The 23278-nt window shown below is 45.8% G+C and carries 22 protein-coding genes; 13 read left to right on the plus strand and 9 right to left on the minus strand.

Translation table 11 applies throughout. The annotated features are described in order from the left end of the window. The first annotated feature begins 21 nt into the window (after positions 1–21). The 8 genes from L4C42_RS04565 (at position 22) to L4C42_RS04600 (ending at position 5259) form a co-directional block, all read left to right on the plus strand. Complete coding sequence (locus tag L4C42_RS04565; protein WP_429759527.1) at positions 22–465, plus strand: YtoQ family protein; 444 nt, start codon at positions 22–24, stop codon at positions 463–465. A gap of 38 nt (positions 466–503) precedes the next feature. Continuing rightward, positions 504–851: an SH3 domain-containing protein gene (locus tag L4C42_RS04570; protein ID WP_429759587.1), complete on the plus strand. Its 348-nt coding sequence runs from the start codon at positions 504–506 to the stop codon at positions 849–851. Positions 852–882: 31 nt separating this feature from the next. Continuing rightward, positions 883–1365, plus strand: a complete 483-nt coding sequence (locus L4C42_RS04575; RefSeq protein WP_429759529.1) for a GNAT family N-acetyltransferase — start codon at positions 883–885, stop codon at positions 1363–1365. Positions 1366–1485: 120 nt separating this feature from the next. After that, positions 1486–2079, plus strand: a complete 594-nt coding sequence (locus L4C42_RS04580; protein WP_429759531.1) for a DJ-1/PfpI family protein — start codon at positions 1486–1488, stop codon at positions 2077–2079. Next, positions 2076–2579 (plus strand): GNAT family N-acetyltransferase, encoded by a 504-nt coding sequence (locus L4C42_RS04585; protein WP_429759533.1) that lies wholly within the window; start codon positions 2076–2078, stop codon positions 2577–2579. Before L4C42_RS04580 ends, L4C42_RS04585 begins: the two co-directional genes overlap by 4 nt. 70 nt (positions 2580–2649) lie before the next feature. After that, positions 2650–3324, plus strand: coding sequence for a YoaK family protein (locus L4C42_RS04590; protein ID WP_429759535.1), 675 nt, complete (start codon positions 2650–2652; stop codon positions 3322–3324). Between the two features lie 32 nt (positions 3325–3356). Further along, positions 3357–4151, plus strand: coding sequence for a PhzF family phenazine biosynthesis protein (locus tag L4C42_RS04595; protein WP_429759536.1), 795 nt, complete (start codon positions 3357–3359; stop codon positions 4149–4151). A gap of 55 nt (positions 4152–4206) precedes the next feature. After that, positions 4207–5259: a hypothetical protein gene (locus tag L4C42_RS04600; protein WP_429759538.1), complete on the plus strand. Its 1053-nt coding sequence runs from the start codon at positions 4207–4209 to the stop codon at positions 5257–5259. 14 nt (positions 5260–5273) lie between these two features. Here L4C42_RS04600 and L4C42_RS04605 read toward each other — a convergent pair whose 3' ends face one another. Further along, positions 5274–5906, minus strand: coding sequence for a DUF3299 domain-containing protein (locus L4C42_RS04605; protein WP_429759539.1), 633 nt, complete (start codon positions 5904–5906; stop codon positions 5274–5276). Between the two features lie 129 nt (positions 5907–6035). Next, complete coding sequence (locus tag L4C42_RS04610; protein ID WP_429759541.1) at positions 6036–7058, minus strand: helix-turn-helix domain-containing protein; 1023 nt, start codon at positions 7056–7058, stop codon at positions 6036–6038. Positions 7059–7284: 226 nt separating this feature from the next. On the opposite strand from L4C42_RS04610, the gene L4C42_RS04615 reads away from it, so the two are divergent. The 3 genes from L4C42_RS04615 (at position 7285) to L4C42_RS04625 (ending at position 11420) form a co-directional block, all read left to right on the plus strand. Continuing rightward, a complete protein-coding gene (locus L4C42_RS04615; RefSeq protein WP_429759543.1) occupies positions 7285–8427 on the plus strand; it encodes an HlyD family secretion protein in 1143 nt (380 codons plus the stop codon). Continuing rightward, entirely contained in the window at positions 8417–9484 is a 1068-nt protein-coding gene (locus tag L4C42_RS04620; protein WP_429759545.1) for a DUF2955 domain-containing protein, read from the plus strand. Before L4C42_RS04615 ends, L4C42_RS04620 begins: the two co-directional genes overlap by 11 nt. 172 nt (positions 9485–9656) lie before the next feature. After that, positions 9657–11420 (plus strand): phospholipase D family protein, encoded by a 1764-nt coding sequence (locus L4C42_RS04625; protein WP_429759547.1) that lies wholly within the window; start codon positions 9657–9659, stop codon positions 11418–11420. Positions 11421–11621: 201 nt separating this feature from the next. Here L4C42_RS04625 and L4C42_RS04630 read toward each other — a convergent pair whose 3' ends face one another. The 5 genes from L4C42_RS04630 to L4C42_RS04650 all read right to left on the minus strand — a co-directional run bounded on the left by L4C42_RS04630 (position 11622) and on the right by L4C42_RS04650 (position 18195). Continuing rightward, complete coding sequence (locus L4C42_RS04630) at positions 11622–12404, minus strand: hypothetical protein (protein WP_418642205.1); 783 nt, start codon at positions 12402–12404, stop codon at positions 11622–11624. Positions 12405–12516: 112 nt separating this feature from the next. Next, positions 12517–12684, minus strand: a complete 168-nt coding sequence (locus L4C42_RS04635) for a hypothetical protein (RefSeq protein ID WP_418642206.1) — start codon at positions 12682–12684, stop codon at positions 12517–12519. Positions 12685–12795: 111 nt separating this feature from the next. Then, positions 12796–15594 carry an Hsp70 family protein gene (locus tag L4C42_RS04640; RefSeq protein WP_429759550.1) on the minus strand — a complete coding sequence of 933 codons (2799 nt, stop codon included), beginning with the start codon at positions 15592–15594 and terminating at the stop codon, positions 12796–12798. An 88-nt stretch (positions 15595–15682) separates the two neighbouring features. Further along, a complete protein-coding gene (locus tag L4C42_RS04645; protein WP_418642207.1) occupies positions 15683–17563 on the minus strand; it encodes an Hsp70 family protein in 1881 nt (626 codons plus the stop codon). Next, positions 17563–18195, minus strand: a complete 633-nt coding sequence (locus L4C42_RS04650; protein ID WP_353496227.1) for a DUF2760 domain-containing protein — start codon at positions 18193–18195, stop codon at positions 17563–17565. The genes L4C42_RS04645 and L4C42_RS04650 overlap by 1 nt, the downstream gene beginning before the upstream one ends. 284 nt (positions 18196–18479) lie before the next feature. Here L4C42_RS04650 and L4C42_RS04655 point away from each other — a divergent pair, with 284 nt between their 5' ends. Together L4C42_RS04655 and L4C42_RS04660 are read left to right on the plus strand one after the other, a co-directional pair. Next, positions 18480–20054 carry a sensor domain-containing diguanylate cyclase gene (locus tag L4C42_RS04655; RefSeq protein ID WP_353496226.1) on the plus strand — a complete coding sequence of 525 codons (1575 nt, stop codon included), beginning with the start codon at positions 18480–18482 and terminating at the stop codon, positions 20052–20054. An 88-nt stretch (positions 20055–20142) separates the two neighbouring features. Further along, positions 20143–20673 (plus strand): 3'-5' exonuclease, encoded by a 531-nt coding sequence (locus L4C42_RS04660; RefSeq protein ID WP_353496225.1) that lies wholly within the window; start codon positions 20143–20145, stop codon positions 20671–20673. Positions 20674–20765: 92 nt separating this feature from the next. Here the strand turns inward: L4C42_RS04660 and L4C42_RS04665 are convergent, their stop codons facing one another. Further along, a complete protein-coding gene (locus tag L4C42_RS04665) occupies positions 20766–21212 on the minus strand; it encodes a tellurite resistance TerB family protein (protein WP_353496224.1) in 447 nt (148 codons plus the stop codon). Between the two features lie 137 nt (positions 21213–21349). Then, entirely contained in the window at positions 21350–23263 is a 1914-nt protein-coding gene (locus tag L4C42_RS04670; RefSeq protein ID WP_418642209.1) for an alkaline phosphatase D family protein, read from the minus strand. Positions 23264–23278 lie beyond the last annotated feature (15 nt).

A 23278-nucleotide genomic window follows, 5' to 3' on the forward strand; every position in this document is an offset into this window, starting at 1 on the left:
GACTTAAAAATCAATGTGTTAATGGAGTACGTGTTGAAAGTCTATCTATCAGGTGAAATTCATACCGACTGGCGAGAGCAGATCATTGAGGGATGCAAAGCGAAGAGCCTTGATATCAGCTTCACCTCTGCCAATACCCATCATGAATCAAGTGATGCTGCAGGCGACGGCTTAGGTGTCGAGTCTCAGCAGTTTTGGCGCGATCATAAGTCTGCCAAAGTAAACGCAATACGCATTCAAACAGCCATCAAAGCGTGTGACGTTGCGATTATCCGGTTTGGCGATAAGTACAAACAGTGGAACGCCGCTTTTGATGCAGGTTACTGCGCAGCACTTGGCAAACCTTACATTACATTGCACGACGACAGCTTGGTGCACGCTCTCAAAGAGGTCGATGGCGCGGCGCAAGCATGGGCAACCACACCGGAACAAGTCGTAGATTTGCTGGCTTATCTTGTTTCTTAAGGTATTTAAGGTCGCGCATGAAAAAGAAAGGACGCAATATGCAATATAAAGTCGTTAAAGACTACACTGACACCCCTGAGAAACCAATCATCATTACAAAAGGAGAGCAGCTCAAGGTAATCGAAGAGTCTGACGCTCAGGGTGATTGGCCGAACTGGATATTTTGTCGTGGCGAAGACAAAAAGGGCTGGGTTCCTAAGCAAATTCTCATCATAGAGAGTGATATTGCAACCGTTCAGAAAGACTACCAGGCTATTGAGCATCGCTTATCTGTGGGCGAATTACTTGTTGCTGAATTTGAACTCAACGGTTGGATTTGGTGTGCAAAGTCCAGCGACAAAGATGCAATGGGTTGGTCGCCGTTGAATCATCTCGAGCGCGTTTGAACCGATTTATATTAGAGACAAGGAAGAGTCTATGTTACGTGAAATGACGAAAGAGGATTTTGACGCATTTTGGCCTACCTTTTCACAAGTCATCGCCGCTCAAGAAACCTACGCATTCGATCCACATATGACGCTAGAGCAGTCACATGAAATATGGTGCGAGGTACCTTTAAAGACCTTTGTCTATGTTGTTGAAGGTGAGATGTTGGGCTCCTACTATATCAAGCCAAATGCTGCTGGACCAAGTCGTCATATTTGCAACTGTGGTTACATGGTTTCAGAAAATGCTCGAGGTAAAGGTATAGCAAGGCAAATGTGTGAGCACTCTCAGCAAGTTGCAATTGAGCTAGGGTTTGAAGCGATGCAGTTTAACAGTGTTGTATCGTCCAATAAGATTGCGGTAGAGCTTTGGAAGAGGTTAGGTTTCGAGATAATAGGTACGATACCTAGCGCTTATAACCATGGTCGCCTTGGTTATGTTGATAGTTATGTGATGTATAAGCGTTTGTCGTAAAGCGTGCCCTCAGTTCTAGTTAACACCTTGTCCAACAAAGAATAGTGTGCGCGCAGAAGTTGATATTTTTGTTAGATCTGAATAGTGTGTGTAACGGAGTATTAACAAAGGGCGGGTGCCATGAACATTGGGATTTATATCTATAAGGACGTAGAGGTATTGGACTTCGCAGGTCCGTTTGAGGTGTTTTCTACGGCAAACCGCTTTTTGTCTGATGAAGACAAGTGGAGCGTCAGTTTGCTATCACATAACCACGGTACGGTAAGTGCGCGCGGCGGATTTAACGTTCAGTCTGATCACTCGATTCTAAGTCATCCAAAACTTGACGTTGTCATTATTCCCGGCGGTATTCACGAACCAGAGATGAATAATGACAAATCTATGGACTGGATTGCCAAAGTTTCGCAACAGGCGAATTTCGTCGCTTCGGTGTGTACCGGTGCTTTTTTGTTAGCCAAAGCTGGGGTTATTACCAATCAAGCGGTCACTACTCATTGGGAAGACCAAGATGATTTAAAAGCGAAGTTTCCTAATTTGACGGTTAAGTCTGGAGTACGTTGGGTGGATGTTGGCAGCATAGTGACCTCTGGGGGGATATCGGCGGGCATCGATATGAGCCTAAGGTTGGTTGAAAAGCTAAAGGGCAGAGAGGTGGCGTTAAAAACGGCGAAACAAATGGAGTTTGATTGGAATGAACATGGATTGGTTTTATGACGTTAACGATTAGAAAAATAGACGTTCCAGTTACCGAGGAGTTAGTCACTCTTTCGGTAGAAGACAGCCAACTCCCATTTGTGGGTATCACGTCGGAAATTGTTCATAAAAGTCTCACTAAGCCATTAGAGACCCAATGGGTCATTTATTCCAATGATATAGCGGTAGGATTCTTTTTACTCGATCAAGGCTATGCAAGCACTATGAGCGATGCACCTAGCGGCGCGATAGGGCTAAGAGCCTACTTTATCGATAAACGCTATCAAGGACTTGGGCTTGCCAAAGCTTCTCTGAACCTCATTACCGGACAATTTCATTCTTGGCTTAACATAGCGCCCTGTGATTTGTATCTGACCGTCAATTGCAAAAACACCGTCGCTTACCAGTTGTATCAAAAAGTCGGTTTTGATGACACTGGAGACCTCTATTTGGGGGGAGAAGCCGGTCCGCAACACATTATGTGCTTCAAATCAAAGAAAACCCGCTCGATAGGACTATGATGCACGCTTCGATTTAATCGTCGTTAGTCTATTTTGTCGTTAACCTATTTTGTTGTCGTGAGGTGCTCAGGTGATCTCTAAACTACCCCGTTGGATTGAATCTGGAGCTTTTGTGCTGGCGTTGCTTGCGGGAACCGTAAACGCTATCGGTCTACTTGGATTTCAACACCAAGCTATTTCACACCTATCAGGGACGGCAACGCTACTTGGAACTCAGCTAATCAATGATTGGTCAGCGGCAGGGCACTTGTCGGCCATTGTTGTGAGTTTTCTTGTTGGGTCGGCCATTTCTGGGCTATTCATTTCGAACGTATCCCTTAAGCTTGGTCGACAGTACGAATGGCTACTGTGTATCGAGAGCCTATTTTTGTTGGCTGCGACATACTTTTTGCTTAGTGGCTCGCAAACCGGTAGCTATTTTGCATCGGCGGCGTGTGGCCTTCAGAATGCACTCGCAACGACATTTAGCGGTGCGGTTGTTCGCACAACGCACGTGACTGGGATTGTCACTGATCTTGGGATTATGATTGGCTCTACGTTGCGTGGAGAGACATTCGATAAGCGTAAAGCGAAGCTGTTTGTGACGATTTTGCTTGGCTTTATCCTTGGTGGCATAGTTGGTGCTTTACTTTTCAAGAGCTTGGCATTTTTGGCGCTTGTTGTACCTGCTATTGTTTGTATACTACTTGCTCTAGTTTATCGAATCTACCGCAAGCGGATTGCCTACACCAATCGAGCTAGTTGAGCGGGGATCAGCAAAGTAAGGGAAGGATACCAATGACTGAGCAATGGATTGTTGATGCGTTTACCCAAGTTCCATTTAAAGGCAATAGTGCCGCTGTCATCGTCGTTGATGAGTACCAGAATGAAACTTGGATGCAAAACGTCGCAATCGAGAATAACTTGTCCGAAACGGCCTTCCTAAAATACCTTGGTACCAACCACTACTTCATCCGCTGGTTTTCCCCCATGATGGAAATCGATTTTTGTGGTCACGCGACGTTGGCATCGGCATATGTGCTGTTTGAGCAATTCAAACTAACAGGCAAAATCACGTTTTCTACGGAAAAGGTCGGTGACTTAGTCGTATCAAAAGGCGAGAAGGGAAGAATCGAAATGACCTTCCCCAATCGTTCTCCACAGCCGGTTGCAGAGATTCCAACTCCTCTCCTAGACGGCCTTTCTATTAAACCCAAGCATATTTTACGTAGTGAGCAAGCTTATTTTGCTGTGTATGACCAAGCCAGTGATGTGCTCGATTTGAAAACAGATAATGAACAGCTAAAGCGCTTGGCGCCTTTCGATGTGGTCGCAACAGCGCTAAGTGCTGATGACCGCTACGATTTTGTCTCCCGGTATTTTTGGCCAGCAAATGGTGGCGATGAAGATCCAGTAACCGGTTCGATTCACGCCGGCCTTGTGCCGTATTGGAGTGAAAGGCTAAACAAGACAAGTTTAACTGCGCTGCAAGCTTCAGCGAGAACGGGCGTTCTCTATGGGTTACTAAAACATGACAAAGTCCTGATATCCGGAGACGCAGTTTTGTTTGCGAAGTCTCAGCTATTTGTATAGTGTGACGACAAATTTTGGGGGTTAGCCTCAAGCAACTGAACGGAAGAATAGAGCGATGAAACTGTCAAAAAGAGAAAGTCGCGTGGTAAACAGTGCGATTGACCAATGGCACGAAGAAGGTGTGATCACTGATGACGATCGCAGCAAACTCAAAGGCAGTTATGAAGTTGCGAGTATTGACTGGTCACTGATTGCTAAGTACTCATTCTGGGTCGCCATTTTATGTATCGTACTCTCAGTCTTGTCAGTACTGCTCGACAAGTGGTTAATTGAACTTATTGAACAAATCTTTAGCGCGCCTGATATCGCGAAAAGCGGATTTTTTGCTGTCGTGGCCGCGGGTTTTTATCTCTACGGCGTAAGAAGAAAGTCGAGCGCACCAGATAAAACCTTCAGCAATGAAGCGTTATTCGTATTGGGTATCATCAGTACCGCCATTTCTATCTATTTTATTGGTCAAGTCATTGAAACCAATAGCTTAACGAAACTGATCCTGCTTGCGTCCATTGTTTATGGTTTACTTGGATTTTGGATACCATCCTTGTTGGTGTGGGCGTGTGCCTTGCTTAGTTTGAGCATTTGGTTTGGCATTGAAACCTACCAGTGGGATGAGTCTGGCTATTTTCTTGGCATGACACTGCCTCTACGGTTTGTATTGTTTAGTGCAATTCTGGTTGCGCTGGGGATGACAACTCAGCGTAAGTGGCCACAGTTTGAAGACTTTTCCATTACGACTCGCGCCTATGGATTGATTTTGTTCTTTTTGTCGCTTTGGGTTGTCTCTATTTTTGGCAATTACGCCGATTTCGCAGAGTGGGGAGATGTGAGGCAGTTTTCGCTCATCTATTGGTCGGTATTGTTGCTCATCGCTTCGCTTGCAGCGCTTTATCACGGTATCAAGTTTGACGATGAGCTAAATCGTGGCTTTGGTTTAATTTTCGTGTTTATCAACCTGTATACTCGATTCGTTGAGTACTTTTGGGAAGGCACGCATAAAGCACTGTTTTTTGCCGTACTCGCAGCAAGCTTTTGGTTTTTCGGTACTCGCGCTGAAAAGATCTATCGTCTTGGTCAGCGTCCACGAACGGTGGAAACAGAGAGCGAATAAGTTCGCTTAGGTTTTTACTCGTACACTTCTACCGATTGCGCTTCCATTGTATAGGCGGTGGTCACATCCGTGGCACCGTCTGACAGCTCAATATTAGACGAGTTGGTTTGTTGAGCTAGCGTACCTTCCACCCAAACTGGGGTATACAAGCCTCTAAATTGCACGCCTTGAGGAAAGCTTACTACGACCATTTGATTGGCTGGTGGGGGCGGGGTATGAATACAAGCACCAGCAGTGGGCACCAGAATAAACTCAGTAACTGTTAAGTTGTCGAATTCCAGTGGAACGATAAACCCCGGGAGTCGTCCTTGTTTACCAATCAGATCATTGTTTACCTTCATGTTCCAGTCGGAGTGATCTTCATCGATTTCTTTTTGCTCTTCAATCAGCGCAAGGATATTCACACCTTTTTCAGCGAAACGCAGTAGGGCTTGGCGATAATCCTCTTCTCGGACTACTCTCTCATCATCATGGCTGTTTTGATAGTCTACAACCATCATTAGGTCGTATCGGGATTTGATGTCGTAGTCTTTGAAATGATTGGTGTAACTTGGTGCGTCTATCTCCTGTGCTAGGTCTTGCCAGCTCCAATCATTGGCATAACCACTCACAGAAACAACAGCGAAAAACCAAGCAAGTACACGCACAGTGACAACCTCTAAAACTCATTACTCAATATCGCCGACACGCTACCAGCATAAGTCGACCATGTACATGTACAAATTATAGTTTTCATTCGTGTTGTGTAACAGTTGGTAATGGATTGCCTTATTTGTCTACTGTGCCCGATGATTGTGGTTTAGGTTCATTATTGTTTTTTGGTAAAGCTTGGGCGTTAGTCCACTAATGCGTTTAAACGAGCGCGAGAAATGGGAAATATCAGAGAATCCTAGTTGACTGGCAATATGAGTAAGAGATAGCTCCTCACCCATCATGTCGACGGCAACGGTGAAAACTAGGTTGTCTTTGATATGACGAAAGTTGGTGCGCTCTTCTTTGAGGCGCCTTTGCAATGTGCGTGGGGACAGCTTAAGGAGTTTGGCCGCATTTTCGAGTGTTAAGTTATGTTCTCGTACATAGGGCAATAGTGCGGTAAATACTTGGTCGGTAAAGTTGGCATGCCAGGTGACAAGTGGCGCTTGGGTTTCGGTATCTTTGGCCGTGATGTTGGGCTGCTGATCTAAAATTTCATCTTCGATTAACCACTCGATACGATCATTGCTGACGATGTATTGGGTCGACTTACCGATGATTGCTTGGTAAAGCTCTATTTCATCAATCTGGATTTTAAGCTGTTTAGGCGTCCAGTGACTCTTGGTCAGTGCTCGTATTAGCTCAATCGTATACAACACAGCCCAGACTTCAGACCAAATAAACGGGTCACTGCCATCATTCTCCCGCTTACACCAATACCAGGTTCTTCCGTGCGCTGTTTCAAGTCCAACGCTAACGTTGGTGGCGTCATAAGCAAATACATCACGCGAATGTTCCAAGGCCTCTCTAACTGTACTGCACTCAGAGAATTGTCCTAATAGTTTTGGTAGTGACTTTTGTTTGATGGCGGTTCTTACTAGGTCACCAAAATTGGTCATTCCAAGTTGATTTCCGAGCAAATATAACAGCCGTTTTACAGGCTCTTGCGGCAAGAATTCTTGGTCTAAATCAAACAGATCGGGTGGCAGCCCTGAGTCGCGGATCGCTTGATGTGGGTCTTCCCCGTATTCACGAAATAGTTCAACCAAAATACGAGCATAACTCGATTTAATCAGTCTATTGGCGGGCTCTTGGGGTGTAGGCATGATTCAGACTCTTGAAAAGTATTGTTTTTAGCTTAGCTACTTGGCGTGAAATGGCAACTTTTTGATATCGCGCTCGTTAACATTATCAATGATTGAGAATGAAAACTGAATGCATGATCGATGACTCTAAAATACTAATTTATAAAGCAATTAATTTTTAATCTCTGCTTATTTAGTCTATACCTAAATAAACTAAAGTCGAAGAATTGTTAACAAGGGCGACACAATGAGTGATAAAAGCGAACCGGCTACCCCATCCACGGATAATGCTGAGCAAAAAGAGTTGGATAGTCAGCAAGCGAACGCTAAACAAAACAAAGTCAAGAAGGTGACCAATGGCCTCATCATCGCCATTGCGGTTAGCCTTGGTGTTAGCATCATTTCTGACAGAATTATCCCTTCAACAGACAACGCCCGAGTTAAAGGTTATGTCGTACCGGTTAAACCCCAAGTATCAGGGCAAGTCATTGATATTCAAGTACAACCAAATCAACTGGTCTCTGAGGGCGATATCTTGGTGTCTCTTAATCCAGTGGATTATGAGATTGCAGTTAAAAAAGCTGAGCAAGATCTGGAAATTGCAGGGCAGAATGTTGGCGCACAAACCGCGAGTATTGCCTCGGCTCAGGCGAGACTTACCAGTGCAGTCGTTGAACGAGATAATGTTGAATTGCAAACTCGACGAGTGTTAGGTCTAGCAGAGAAAGGTGTGGTGTCTGACTCTGAGGCGGATAAAGCACGTGCCAATCTCGCGACTGCGAGAGCAAACGTCGCTAATGCTCAAGCTGATTTAGAGCGTGCTAATCGCCAACTCGGTGCTGAAGGTGAAGAAAATAGCCAAATCAAAGCCGCACTATTGGCGTTGGAAAAAGCGCAGATCGATCTAGAGCGTACTGTCGTACGAGCGCCGACCAATGGCGGGGTATCAAACTTTAGCCTTTCTGAGGGTTTTTATGCCAGTGCGGGTCAACCTATCATGACGTTCGTTTCTACTGATAGTATCTGGATTGAAGCGTACTTTCGTGAGAACAGCCTAGGTAATATCCAACCAGGGAACGAGGTGGAAATCGCATTAGACTTTGCGCCGGGTAAGGTAGTGAAGGGGCGTATTTCCAGCGTGGATTGGGGGGTTGACTGGGGGCAAAGCAATCAAGCGGGTAAATTGGCACAAGCCAACAATCAGACCGGCTGGTTGAGACAAACTCAAATGCTGCCAGTGAGTATCGAGTTTGATACTACAGATACGACCGGTTTGTTGAGAATCGGCGGGCAAGCCGATGTGGTCGTGTATACCAGTGACAACGGGATCTTTAATCTTTTAGGTAAAGCTTGGATCCGTCTAGTAAGTTGGATGTCTTATGTCAGATAGTTCGACTAATGAAGCTGAGAGCGCTGTCTCTTCTGGGCTCTCTGATGCTACTCAAAATCGTATTTTGCGCTTTACCATTGGCGTCGCTTTAGCGACGTTTTTGGCGGCGTGGATAGATTGGCCGCTAGCCTTTGTGGCACCAATTTTTACTGCAAAATTTTTGTTTGAAAAACGAGTGCTGCACATTGATATTGTCTATGAGCTGCTGCTAGCCATGATCGTTACCGTGGCTATTGGTGTGGCGCTGAGTGTTGGGTTTGCGCAGTATCCAATTCCGATGCTTCTCAGTGTCGCGGCTTTGATGCTGGTGGGTTACTACCTGTTCCTTAATCCGAAATGGAATTTGTTCGCGACCATCCTACTAATGTCGACGTTGATGTTGCCATTTATGGCCATTCAAAGCACAGGAACAACCATCTTCTTAGCCGTAGGGCTGAGTTTATCTGGTGCGATTTCAGTAGGCATTTTTGCACTTATGCATGTCTACCTTCCTGAGCGCGAGGAGACGTATCAAAGCCATAAAGCCGTTGAACTGTCGGATTCGTTTCGTTGGTTTTCAGCGGTGCGCGCCCTGATTGTGGCTTTTCCTGTGGTATGCGTCTTTTTTGTATTCCAGATTTCCGAAGCTTTGCTGTCAATGATATTCATCGCCTTGTTGTCGCTGATGATCACAGGCGAGAAGTCGGTGAAGTTAAGTGTGTTCCTTTTGATTAGCAATGCTATTGGTGGGGTGATAGCCATCATTGTGTTTGGTTTTCTTGCCTTGGTGCCAAACATCGGTTTTTACACGCTATTCATTGCGTTGTTGGCGATTTTTCTCGGGCAAAAAATGTATACGGAATCCGCCAAGGCGCCAATCTATGCTACGGCGCTCAATACTGCGCTGGTGCTAATTGGCACCACATTGATGAGTTCAGGTGTGATAGATGAAAAGATGTGGATACGTTTAGGGCTGCTTGCATTGGTGGCGGTGTATATGGTTGTGGCGGCGTTCTTTATCGAGACTCGCCAATGGAAAGTACTTCAATTTAAAGGACAAATGATGGCGTCGAAGTAATCGACGTCTTCTTTGATATCGAATTAGATTTGGCGGCAAGCACATTCTACAGCGCTATGTTGGCTATCGATTTGTGCAGAAATTAGGCTCGGTGCAGAAGATAGCTCTATGCAGACGATAGCATTGCGCTAGGCCGCTGGTCAATTAAGTAGTTACGTAGTTAGGAACCAATATGTGGAAAGGGATATCAGTTTTAGCTTCTCTAGTCTTATTGGGAGGCTGTGCATCTAACGCTCACCCTCCTGTTACCTCGAATGATGGATGGACGTCTGATCTTATGGAGTCTCGTCGCTGGCGAGAGGCGGATGAACTCGATAAAGATTACCTCAAACTTGCCTCAGAAACGTTGCTTCCAGTTCAAAAGGCCAATGTGAAAGTGATTGGCACGGAGCAGCAAGATGCCATTAAGAGTTTAGCGGCAAAGATATATCTTATCGAAAATGCCAAACATACTATAGATATGACTTACTACATTTTTGCTGATGACTTGGCTGGTAAAGCAACGCTAGGGGCGCTGTGTCGAGCGGTAGAGCGTGGGGTCGATATTCGTATTATGGTGGATAGTCTTGGTTCATACAGCCCAAATAATGGCAACTTGAAAGGGCTGATGCAGTGCGAGGAAAATGCCGGGTACGTCAAAGATAGACAAGGTGAAGCGACAACTCAAAAAGCGCGTGTACAAGCAGTGGTTTTCAACGCTTTGACAGACGGGGAGTCCCGCTGGAATCGACGCTCACATGATAAACTGTTTGTCGTCGATGGATTCTACAATGAGCATGCTTACTTGATTACGGGTGGTCGTAATATGTCGCTTCATTACTACGGGATCGACAGTGATGGCGAAAAAGATTTCAGTGCATTTCGTGATATTGAAATCCTAGTGAGGCCAAAGCTCGATGCGACACCAGAGCAATCTCCGACGCAGCTTAGTGAGTATTACTTTACAGTGCTATTTACCAAACCCGGAAACAAAAAACTCGATACGTGGGCGAGTTACAATCGTGACCGCGGTTTACTGCTTAGCGCACTGGAGCAACTTAAAGCCAATTCAGAATTTAGCGAAGCGTACGCTGATATTAATCGCTATGTGAATCAAGGCTATCGAGTTACAGATACAAAGTTTGCGCACGAGCTAGATAATCTCAACGCAGAAGATGTCGTATCCCGTTACAGCACAAACAAAAGCGCTAACGCTAACTCGATTAGCGGTATTCTGGCGAAAACCGCATACGGCAACAGTAACCTCAAGACCATTCGAGTCGTTTCTCCCTATCTTTTCCTTCAATCTGATTTATTAAAAGACGAAGGAATCCTGGATAAAGATCTCAACACCACACTTACATGGTTGGAACAAGACCCGGAGCGTAAGATTGAAATCATTACCAACTCAGTGCTAACCAGTGACAACTTCTTCACGCAGGCTGTCATCGACATGCACACTGTGCCATCGATGATAATGACTGATGATGCTTTGAAGCAGCAATGGTTGGATGATGACCTCGAAAAAAATGAGCTAAACCGCGCGTATTTGAACTCTGAAGCGTGGAAGAAAGCCATTAATCACCCACGAATCAAGTTCTATCAATTGGGTAAGCCAGACTCAGTGTTGCTGGGTGGAGACCAGTTCTACGGTAAGTTGCATGCGAAGTTTCTCATCATTGATGACAACGCTTTTGTTGGCACAACCAATCTCGATTTCCGTTCATTACTCTACAACAACGAAGTCGGTTTTTTCCTATCTGGAGAGGAGCTCATTGCAGATCTAAATCAACAGTTTGAACTACTTAAGGAGGACTCATTACTTTGGGGAAGTGAAGAGTGGATTTCGATGAGGAATAAACTTCGTGAAGCCGGAGGGACTAAAGGTAGAACGTCAGAAAGTCAAAGAGAGATCTACAACCTGCTCGAATCAACAGGCCTTAAATATCAGTTCTAACCGGAAACATACACGTCTTTTGATTGGGTGGCGCAGATAGGTAAATCATAGAGCTCCAAGAATGATAGTTTGGCTTGTGACATCGTCGTCATGAGATAACACTTAGGAGCACTATGATTGTTTATTTCCGTGTTCAAGACATACAAGAGCTGTGGCTACATGTAGATCTAGCGACAAGCTTGCAGATGAAACTTAGGACACTTAAAAGCTAAATGCCCAGCCTACCATTGGCCCTTGTTGCGTCACATCGACCGTAGTGGGGCCAGATTCATTTTTAAGGTTTAAGTACCGGTAACCAAACCAAATATTATTAAGTTCGCTCAGCCTATAAATTCCAGCTAAATTCAGACCTCGATTGACGTCATTGTCGCCAGCGATATTGGTATCTACGGTTAGGCTTAATCCCCAGTCTTGATTGAAATAATGCGCGTATTTGAGCCCAACCAGCCAATCAAACTGATGCTCTGTTGATTCAATAGGTGTGATAGGGGAGCTGTTGATATTGATTCCAACATTAAAACTACTGTAAGTATGGCGAACCCCAGTGAGCAGTACTAATCCATTCGTTACCTCATAACCACCAAAAAAGTCATTGAGTGACATTGTTGCATCCACATCAACGTTGGCACTTATTTCTGGAAAGATTGGTAACTTGGGTGTGTAAGTGGCGCTAGTGTCGCTTTTGATATGGAGGTAGTTGGTACGGAACCCAAAAAGCCATCGGTTCTTTTGTGCGTAAAAGTCGCCCATGATGCCAAAGTTTAGGTTACTGACGATATTAGAGAACGGAATATCGATATTAGTGCGACCATCTGTATCACCAGCTGTACCAGAGATACTCGGCGTCCAAATCATGGGGAATACGAGTAAGAACTGCCACTCGTCGTCGCTTGTTGTTTTGTTGTTAGCGTCATAGCTGTCCGCGATACTAGCCGACGAAATCAGTGAAGTGAGTATAAAAGTGGTGATTGCCGATGGTTTCATTGCCTATCCTTGTACAAATGAAGCGTGAACATTAGTGTTGCTAACAACGCTTATCACATAAAGGATAGACTAACAAACTGCGTAAGGTGTTGTAAAAATTAAAAAAACGAGCTCATTTGAGCCCGTTAGTATTTCCACTATAAAGGTAACTATAAACCCTCACGGGCCAACCGTATTCGGTGTACTCTTTGGCAAGCACTCTAGCCACTTCTGCAGTGACTTTCACTTGTACCCAATCGCCAATCCCTAAAGGTTGAAACTCAACGACGATTTTTTTCATTATTAGCCCGCCTGTTTTATAAATGTTTTCGGCGGGCAATGTACACCCAAGTCTCGTATTTTGCTTGGAATATCAGTTATTCCTAAAGCAAAAGCTGAAATACATATTTCGCTACTCTTTAAGTAAATGAAGTCCAGCAGGTAACGCATCACCAAACAGCTTTTTGGAGTCTGCTTCAGACAACGATTTGACCTCTGAAACTAATTCAAGCCAGCTAGATGGCGCCTTGGAAGATTTCAGCTTGTTTGACACTTGCTCTCGGTAGTCATCAGATATATCCAACGAGCGATCGCCGGTTTTTCGACACATAAGTACACAAGCAAAGGCAACCATCGGCTCTTTGAGCCAGTTTTGCTCTAGTAACTTAGGTAGCCACTGTTCGATTTGCTCGCGAGGAATCACATTGTGCTGGCTGCCGTACAGGGGCGTGCGAGAAGCAAGGCGACCCAATGCCCACCAGTGAGCTTGCTCGAATTGAGATTGGTTGATGGCTTTACTCAGATACCAGTTCGCTAGGAGCACCTTATCGTCGACATACAGGTTTTCCAGACTGGCGGAAAGCCTTACCATGGCTTCATAGCCCTTGTCTTTTGCACCTTGGACGGTCTTTGCGTTTTTCATTGCGCCAGGATGAAGGTATTTGGCAATGTCACCTAGAATCACTTCTTGCTGCTCTTCATTTAGGCCACCAGAGACACGTCGCCAAAATGTCCACCAGTCACTCCAGCCTTGTGCGTTCTGAAATTGAATACCTTGTTGGTACAACCCCCAAATCTGCTCCATACGCCAAGAGTCTGTTGCATCTCCAAAGCCCGGACGCATACAAAAACCAGTCAGACGCAACCAGTTTTTCTCGTGTTGTTCAGAGCGACGGCGACGTTTTCTACCAAGAGAGAAGCTGTCGACCAAGGAGCGAAGGGTATGAAAGTCCCATTCGTCTTTCTTACCTAGGTTTTTCTCCAGCGTTTTAGACAAGAGTTTTATTTCGTTGCTGTCTGCACTGTTTTTGTTGCCACTGTATAAGCGAGACACCAATTCTTTACTCGAATCTAATCCAGGGTGAGCCTTAACCGTCTCCTGAGCACCTTGCTGATTACGCACTTCAAATTCAAGTTCCCATCGCTGCTGTTCATCTTCTGAGCTGACACATTCGACTTTTAATGTGCCGACTTCAGTGAGCTGACACGCTAACTGCACTTCAACACGCTCTTTTTGATTCGCCTGGAGTTTTGATTCGCTACCCTGTAACGTACTGATGTAGGGCGGCAACGGTGTAAACTGATCCGGATCGATATTGACCATCAGACCATTCTGTACTTTCTGCTGCTCACCGAACACATCATGCGTAGAGGTTAGTAAATTGAACCTTACTGGCTCGCCAAGCGTGAGTGCAAAACGTCGACCTGTTAGACGGATCTCTTGTCCTTCATCGGTTCCTTTCGCCAATAAACACAGCGCTTGACCAAGCTTATTTTTTTCTTGGAGGTGCAAGAAATAGGAGCGGGCACTTCCACCACCAATTTTAAGCTGCGCGCCGCGTCTCGCCTTAGCGAACGCTACAGCACCTAGTGCGACAGACCAATCCGGGTGAGGGTTGGAAAGTAGTGATATTGGCGCACCTTTCCAGTTTTCGACAATATCAACGAGTCGGCGAGTGACTAAGTCACTGTTGAAAACACCACCGTTCAGCAGCAAACCGACCGGGATTGCGGGTTCTGCATCGGTTCCAAGCGCCTCTTTCGCTACTTCTTGGTGAAGGTGGAGAAACTCAGAAACATGCTTACTAACAGCAGGGTCGGCTACATACGGTAGGCCAAACTCAACCACGGCGCTGCGTTTCTTGTCTGGTCGCGTACCAAAATCTGTTTTAGGGAAAAAGCCCTCAAGAGTGATCTGATGAACCTCTTGTTGACTGAGTGCCACACTCTTGGTTCCGCCAATTAGACGCGAGCCACTGCCGAGCATGGTGATCTTCATTTCTGCGGGTGCATTAGAAGAAAGCAATGCCTCTTTGGCTTTGCGAGTCTGTTGAATCAGTTTAGTGAGGCTTGCTGCATTGAGTTTTTTCGACTCATTGAACCGCTGTTCAGCCATGTGGGCGAGTGCTAAATCCAAGTTGTCGCCGCCCAGCATTAGATGTTCACCAACTCCAATTCGGTTAAGCTCTAACTCATCGTCATGGTGTTTAGCTTCAATAAGGCTAAGGTCAGTGGTACCACCACCCACATCACATACGAGTATAAGAGGCACTTGAGCAAGCTCTTGCGATGCACTTTCTTTATGGCGTGCGTACCAGTCGTAACATACGGCTTGTGGCTCTTCGAGTAGATGAACCTTTGGTAAACTAGCAAGCTTCGCCGCTTGCAGCGTCAGCTTGCGAGCTGTTTCATCAAAAGAAGCGGGAACTGTAATGACAACATCTTGGTCTTCTAATTTGTTGTAATGGTGTCTGTGGTTCCAAGCTTGACGGATATGATTGAGATAGCTTGCGCTGGCAATGACTGGCGACACTTTTTCTACATCTTGAGTTCCAGCCCAAGGAAGAATGTCATCTTCTCGGTCTACGGCTGTGTGTGATAGCCAACTTTTTGCACTGGAGACTTGCCGGCCTTCGACTTTAGCGCCGAGCTCACGAGCCCACTCACCAACGATAATGTTACGGATATCGCCTACAACAGGTTGATGCTCCCAAGGGAGGGTTAAGTCAGCCTCAGAAACTTGCTGCTTGGCTGGGTGATAGCGAAAAGAGGGTAGAAGAGGTTTACGAACCACTTCGCCAGGGCCAACTAATTGGTCAATTTCGAACAGTTCAACAGGGGAGTTTGAGAGGTCGTCCTGAATTTCACAGAATGCGACAACCGTGTTGGTTGTACCTAAATCAATGCCGACCAAATATTGTGCGGATGCCATAACACGCTCCATTTAGAATACTTATAAAGCTAATAGCGCAGATACTGGAGATAAAAAACGGCACCAGAGGTGCCGTTTAGTTTTGCGATTACACGTCTTCGCGAACGTCGAACTCTACATGCCACTTTTGACCGTTGTCAGAAGCAATGGCCTCTAGGTAAAGTGTACCAAGTTCTGTGACGCGTGATGATAGGGTAACTGGCACAACGTCTCCGATGCTACGGCCTTCAGAAACTGGCAGTGTTACTTGAATTTCTGGAAGCTCTTCTAGCTCTTCCGGTTTCCAGTAATCTAGGTGAACACCCGCTTCATCTTCACGACGCGTAGTCGAACCAAAGAATTGGAAGTGCACTGGCTGACCGATAACGAGACCAAACTCTTGGCTTGGAACCTGAACACTGCTGCCTTCTTCCATACCAAATTGAGCAACACATAGCGCTTCCATTGGTGGCGCCATGCCTGGAATAGCTGGCATAGCACTTTCAATTCCGATGTAGTAGCTAGAGGCGATGCCGCCTCGAATACGTACACCTTGACCGCGACGAACGCAGCCGTAATAGGCTGCGCCACTGGCAACAGCAAGGTCAAGGTCAAGGCCAGAGAGCATTTTTGCTTTGTCAGCATTCGCTGTTTCTAACCATGCATTGATGGTGTTGAACAGTCGTTCAGAAAGTAGCTTCGATTTAAGTACACCACCGTTAAATAGTAGTGCTGTCGGCTTAATAAACTCGGCAGGCGCTTCCATGCCTGGCATGCCAGAAAATGCGTTGTCTGCTGCGCTGCTTTGACGGCTCAAAAACGCGGCGATGTGGCGTGTAATTGCAGCGTCTTGCGCGTAAGGCAGACCCATTTGAGTCAGAGCGCCGCGAGCACGTTGTACTGGGTGCTCATTGACTGCAACTTGTGGGAAGAAGCCATCAACAAGTGTCTGTTGAACTTCTTGCTGAGTGAGTTCAGTTTTTAGCGTTGCTCCCAACAGTTTTGAACCACGGCTTGGAACGACGATTGGTACCGATTGGAGTTCAGCATCGTTAAGCAGCGCTTCTTTGGCGTCACGACAAGCGTGTGTCATCGCTTGAACTTGCCAAGGCTGAAGCTCTTTGCCATCTTGTGCGAGCTTCATCTTTAAACGGTAGGCAAGGGCAAGATCCATATTGTCGCCGCCAAGAAGGATATGCTCACCAACAGCAACACGCTCTAGATTAAGATTGCCATCTTGCTCTGTCACTGCAACCAATGAAAGGTCGGTCGTACCTCCGCCCACATCGACCACGAGAACGACGTCGCCGACGTTAACTTCGTCGCGCCATTTGTCATCACTGTTGTCAATCCAGCTGTAAAGTGCTGCCTGCGGTTCTTCCAATAGAGTCAAATGGGCAAGACCGACGTTGCGTGCTGCTTCTGCAGTAAGGTCGCGTGCAGCTGGGTCAAAAGAGGCCGGTACCGTGATGGTCACATCCTGTTGCTCCAGGCTATGCTCTGGGTGCATGTGGTTCCAAGCATCTTTTAAGTGCTCAAGGTACAGCTCAGTTGCACGAAGCGGGGAGACTTTGCTGACCTCTTCTGGGCTGCCTTGTGGTAGGAAGCTGTCACGACGGTTAACGCCGCCGTGGCATAGCCAAGACTTGGCACTTGCCACTAGGCGAATGGGTGTCTTTGAGCCTAGGTTACGAGCCACAGCACCAACTAGCGCTTTCGGTTCACTCGTCCAAGGAAGAGTGCGAGAGCCTTGACCCATTTCATGTTCGTGTGGCTGATACAAAAAAGAGCCAAGTTGTTTGTATGACTCTACGGTACCAGGTGCCGTCAATTGTGGAATAGACACGACTTCAACTTGCGCGTCTTCATTTTGAGTGTCGATAAACGACATAACACAGTGGGTGGTACCAAGGTCGATACCCACACTGTATTTAGCAATCTGCTGATCTTGAGATTTCTGTTGATCTTGAGTGTGCACTGAAGGCTCCATTATAGCTCTACCTCTGCCGGTGCGATGATTGATGCGTTGTAGTTCTCAGACAGTTTTGGAAGGGTCACTTTATCTGCTTTCCAGCCTTTGTGAACAAGAGTACCGTTAAATGGCGCGTTGCCAGTTACATTACCTGTTAGGCGAATAGCTTGTGAGTCAAAGCCTTCTTCGATTGAAATACGGGTCTCTTCTTCTTCATTACGGATAGGAGAAAGCTCAAAGTATTCAGTGATGACTTTTTTACCGCCTGAGTGAACAACACGTGCAGCAGCGCCAACTTCTTCGTCTGAGAATGATGTGAGATCTTCTTGTAGGAAGTCGACCATGCGCGCTTCTTGCTGCATGAGTGATAGCAATTGCATTGCAGAATCGGTAGAGGCTGTTGCTAGCTTCGACTCAACTTCCACAACCTTCTCAACTACTTTTTCTACTTCAACTACTTTTTCAACTTCTACGATTTTTTCTACTGGCTTTTCAACTTCGACAATCTTTTCAACTGGTTTTTCTACTACTTTCTCGACAACTTTGCTCTTACGAGAAACGGCGATCGCGAGTAGTAAAACGCTTGAGGCAGCGAGGCCTGCGTGCAGCATATCGAAAGTCTGTGGGATAGCATTTAGATCGAAGTTCATAGGGGGTTCTCTATGTGTCAGTCGTTAGTCATTAATTTTGGGGCGAAGTCTAGCATAATCAAGGCTCTTAGCGCGACGCTTTCGCAGATTTGTCATTACAAAGTGAGTTTTTTGGACGTTAAATCAGCAGATAATGATGTTTTTCTGAAATATAGTGATCTGTGTTTTATAAATCAACGCATCAACTTCTTGGAAATCGATGGGTGTGTAGAATCGTTTGGGCTATCACTAAAATAATAAAGTAGCAATACATATGATACGTCAGTTGGATATAAGTATCATAAATGAGAAAACTGACAATAATTAGTCAGTCAGGACAAAAAATGGTTGCAGGCTTAAAGAAAGAAGACCGTGGCGTTAAACGCTATGCGGCACTGGTTTTAATAATAGGGTTAATTCTTACAATATTTATCACTCACATCGTGTATCGAGGGCAACAACAGCTTGCCGAGTCAAACTTTGAGTTCTTAACTGATAATCAAGCGGAAAACATCAAAGAACTGGTGATGCTTGATATTAGTTTTATCGGCGCGGGGGCGAGTTTTTATCACGCGACCCAGCCTTCGGCATGGGATAACTTTGCTAGTTTTGCCGCACCTTTGGTCGATGGTTCGCAAAGCTTGATTGCAATGCAGTGGATGAAAAAAGTCTATCCCGAGCAATATGATACTCATACTGCGCGAGTGAGAGAGCGCTTTCCGAGCTATCAAATTTACACGGTACCTAAAGATAAACCTCGCGTTGAGGGCTACATCCTCACTGATGATGAGCCGATGTTCGTCGCGAGTGACATTTACCCTGTGAACGAGGGCAATTTACGAGCTTTGGGTTACTACTCATCTCGTGAAAGAGTTCGAAGAGTGATTCGCAACACTCGTGTGACTGGCGAGCCAAGCCTCTCAGATAAGATTCGCTTATTGCAAGATGGCTTTGACCGCTCAATTCCAAAACAAGGCATGCTGGTTTACGTGCCGGTATTTGAAGCAGGCACAGATTCGCTTCGAGGTGTTGTCATAGGGGTTATCCGTATTACTGCCTATTTCAAACAAATCGTTTCTAGAACCTCGATTGGCAAAGATATTGGTGTACGGGTGGTTGACCTAGGTTTTGATGCAGAAGATGACCCTATCTTGTATCAGAACGAGCAGTGGCGTTTACTGGATACCCCAACAAAAGACATTGTTATCGATCTTTACGACAGACAGTGGAAAATTGAATTTAAACACGACGCTGTGATTTCGAAAACCGACAAGCTAATTTTGTTCTTCGTTGGTACTGGCGGGCTGCTCATTTCAGTTCTTCTTTCGTATGTCGTATACCTGATGCTCCGTGAACAGCGTAGGCTCACCGTTATCGTGAATCGTCGAACGAAAGATCTACAATATTTAGTTGAGCGAGATCCTCTTACCGAAGTCTACAATCGCCGGGCATTTAACCGATTGACTGAATATCATATATCTTGTCACAAGCCTTTTTCCCTGGTGATTATTGATGTCGATAATTTCAAACGTATCAACGATCAATATGGCCATGTGGTGGGTGATGAAATCTTAATGCAGGTAGCGGTTTACATTAAAGAGCAGATGTACCCTGATGACATGCTGTTCCGTCTAGGGGGGGATGAGTTTGCCCTAATAAGTCGATGTATTGACTACGGGACACTGCATCACTATCTGACTCGAATGTGTATGGAAATCGCAACCTTGAGTTGGGATGCTATTGACTCCAATTTCAGATGTTCGCTGAGTGTAGGCGCGGCAGTATATCGTGGTGAGACAATAGAGCAGCTTATCAATCGTGCGGATGAGCAGTTGTACATTAGTAAGGCCAACGGACGAAATAGAGCGAATGTTGCTTGAATAAAGAGCAATCAGTAGATCGATGGTCGAGCTTTTGATTTGAATACGCTACAATTTCGCCGTGTTAATAACTGTTTACTGTGTCGCTATGAATTACAACCGAGTCGTTTGCTTTGATCTTGAAATGTGCTGCTGGAACGTCGATGGCGTTGGCACAACCGGTGAAATCATTGAAGTGGGTTTAGCGGAGATCGATCTGGTCAAACAAGAGGTCGTTAAGCGAGCTCAGTATTATGTAAAGCCAGAGCAGGATGAAGTTTCACTATTTTGTACTGAACTGACGGGTATTACACCGCGCAAAGTAGAGAAACAAGGTCGCCCGTTGGAGTCCGTTATCAAATCGATGGTGAAGAACTTCGGTGGAACCAATAAGATTTACGCTTCTTGGGGGCGTGATGACGAAATCTTGAGGCTTGAATGTGAGTCTAAAGGTATAGACATGCCTTTCAATGAGTTCGTCAATCTAGCCACGTTGTACCGTATTCAAAATCGCTTGAAGGACAAACGTATCGGCCACAAAGCTGCACAAGAGCAGAAGGGGATTGAGTGGGAAGGGCGACAGCACTCAGGTTTTGTTGATGCATACAACTTGGCAAAACTTGCTCTCACTATGCTGTAAGCTGCTGTAAAGTCGTGCCTATAGAGCCCAGATTTTTAGCCCCAAAGATGCTTCATCTTGGGGCTTTTTGTTGCGGGCTTCAGTTTTATTGGTTACTTGTTGATCACTTGAATTTTGGCTCTAATGAACTCACTGTGGTCAACATAGAGAAGCTCTGCGACTTTTCGGATTACGGCATCCTCCAACGGGTCGATAACCCCATCGGCGTTGGCCACTTCCCACATCGCTTTGATAAGCTCGAAGCGTTTTTCCTGGCCAAGTTCGCGCAAGCTAGACGTAAAATCATAAAGCGACGCCGAGTTTTGTGTCTGCTCGGTCGCTTGTGTGAGAAGCCCCTCAGCTTCGCTGTCTTCTATTCCAAGTAAACGAACCACTAGCTGACGTTTAGCAGCTTCTTCCTCTTCATCGACTTGGTAATCTGCTTTTGACACTTCACAAAGCAGTGATGCAATGGCTAAGTTTGGGCTGACACCGTGCGTTTTAGACAGATCGTCTCCTTCGATAAGCTGTTTGAAAAGAGAGGTGATGGCATTAAACATAGGCGTACCTGACTATTGGCTGAATGACGATAATGACTTCAATTCACTAAATGAGTGTAGTCACTTCAGTAATTACATGGTGACCGCAACTACGGATCACAAGTTGGATCATAAGCAAAGTGATAAGTATTTAGAGTTTAGTCTTCAGAATAAGTTTCAGGAAACTCTGTTTGACTGCCGTCACCGTGGAGCACGGAAATGTGAGCGGGCTTGCCAAAAGGGTCGAGTTTAACCAGGCCGATACCACTTCGATTGACTAATCGATTGTGCTCGCTCGGTTGTGGTTTTCGCTTAAACACTTTAAGGCGTTTACGTTTGGTAAACCAGTTGAGTGGTGAACGAGGTGTGTACAGCCACTTATCGAGCCAATCGCATACGGTGAGTAAAGGCTCTGGAAACTCGTTTTTTATGCCACTGCAGGTGATTTGATAGATATGCGAATCACTCTGTTTGAATCGCAGCTTCACGTCATAGACAAACGAATAGTGAACATCGCCGGAGAGAATGACGAAGTTCTCAGGTGTTTTGCTGTGGGTAAAAATTGATAGCAATGTATTGGCGCTTCCTGGGTGCGCCATCCAGTTCTCTGCATCGATGATAAGTGGGTTACCGAGCTTCGTCGCCGCTGCTTGCAAAGTTTCGATGAACTTGACGCCAAACATAGGTGCAGGGGACACCACGACAACGGAGTCCAGTCCTAGTAGCTCTTGCTGAAACTCCACCATTCCCTCCCAGTCCATAAGACCGGATGGCTTATTCATTTTCGATTCTGAGCGCCAGCGACGGGTTCTGGTATCGAGCACCACAACTTTAGGGTGAGAATCCAACGTGTAGTGCCACTTTTCATAGCGCAACAGTGTGGTAATAAGCTCTTTGTGCTGGATTTGGTTAAGATACGATGTATTCGAGTTGTCGCTTGTCGCTTCAGAGAAAAAAGCGTCGAGTTCACCGCTCCAGTCAGCTTCCATCTGTTTTGGATTATTTCCCCATGCCTGACAGAGTAGGTAACTAAACAGCGCGTTACCTATGATTTGTTTGGAAAACGGGTGTTCATAAGCCGCTTTTTCCCATCCCACCGTCAAGTTCCAGTCATCTGTCACATCATGATCGTCAAAAATCATGTAGGTCGGAATGTGCGCGAGCAATCGTCTTACTTTAGGTAAGCCTTGCACAAAATCTCGAAGGGTTTCTTTCTCCTTCGTCCATGTCTCCATGTGTTCATCGGCGATAACTTCAGGCTCTAGAGTGTCAAAGTCTATCGCTTTCCACAGTTCGGGGGACCAATTGAGAAGATACATCGCAATGAACTCTGAAAAACTGATCAGGTGGTTTTCGCAATCACGCGAGCTGAAGATTGCGGCCTGCTGCTGATTTAGGAATTTTTTAAGGCGGCTTGTTGAATCTTGGTAGCGTGGAAGCAGTCTATCGCGGTCATACAGCCCAATTTCGCCACTGTGAAGCGCACTGCTATCCGCAAGCGAACTTTGCTCGAATAGCTCGTTAGGGAGTGCTAATAGCTCTATGACTTTCTGAATACTTGCTAGGGTGGGGCCTGCAATATGGTCAGCGTATATTTGATCACCAGTGAGTAGCAGTAAATCCGGTGTGTCCGAGTCTTGTTTTTTTGCGATGTCGCAGCTAACTCGATCGTCGAGCATCACTAAGCTATCAGCGCTTTGATGGTGCGGGTTTCGACACGAGCCATGCAAGATATGGTCAGCAGTATCGGTGAGCTGTACCTTGATATGAGGATGTTCCGCGTAGCGAATATCTTCTGGTAGAACAGAAATCCCGGTTTCAGCTTCTACAATATCGTAGCTGATAAGGTCTTGGGTTGGCAGTAGGTGCTGGATAGTAAAGTTGACCAGCCAAAGTTTCGGACTGAGCCGTACACATTGCGTTTTAGGAAACGGATATGAACGACATTGTTCCGCCCATAGATCAAGCCTAAGTGAACTTGGTTCGACCGAGGTGGCAAACCATAGTGTAAATTCTTTTCGGTTAGTGCGGCGTAGAACCGGACCGGCTAATAGAGAGGGCAGTGTCGTCATACAGATCTAATCACC

The organism is Vibrio wakamikoensis (genome assembly GCF_050337275.1).
Classification (GTDB): Bacteria; Pseudomonadota; Gammaproteobacteria; order Enterobacterales; family Vibrionaceae; genus Vibrio; species Vibrio chaetopteri.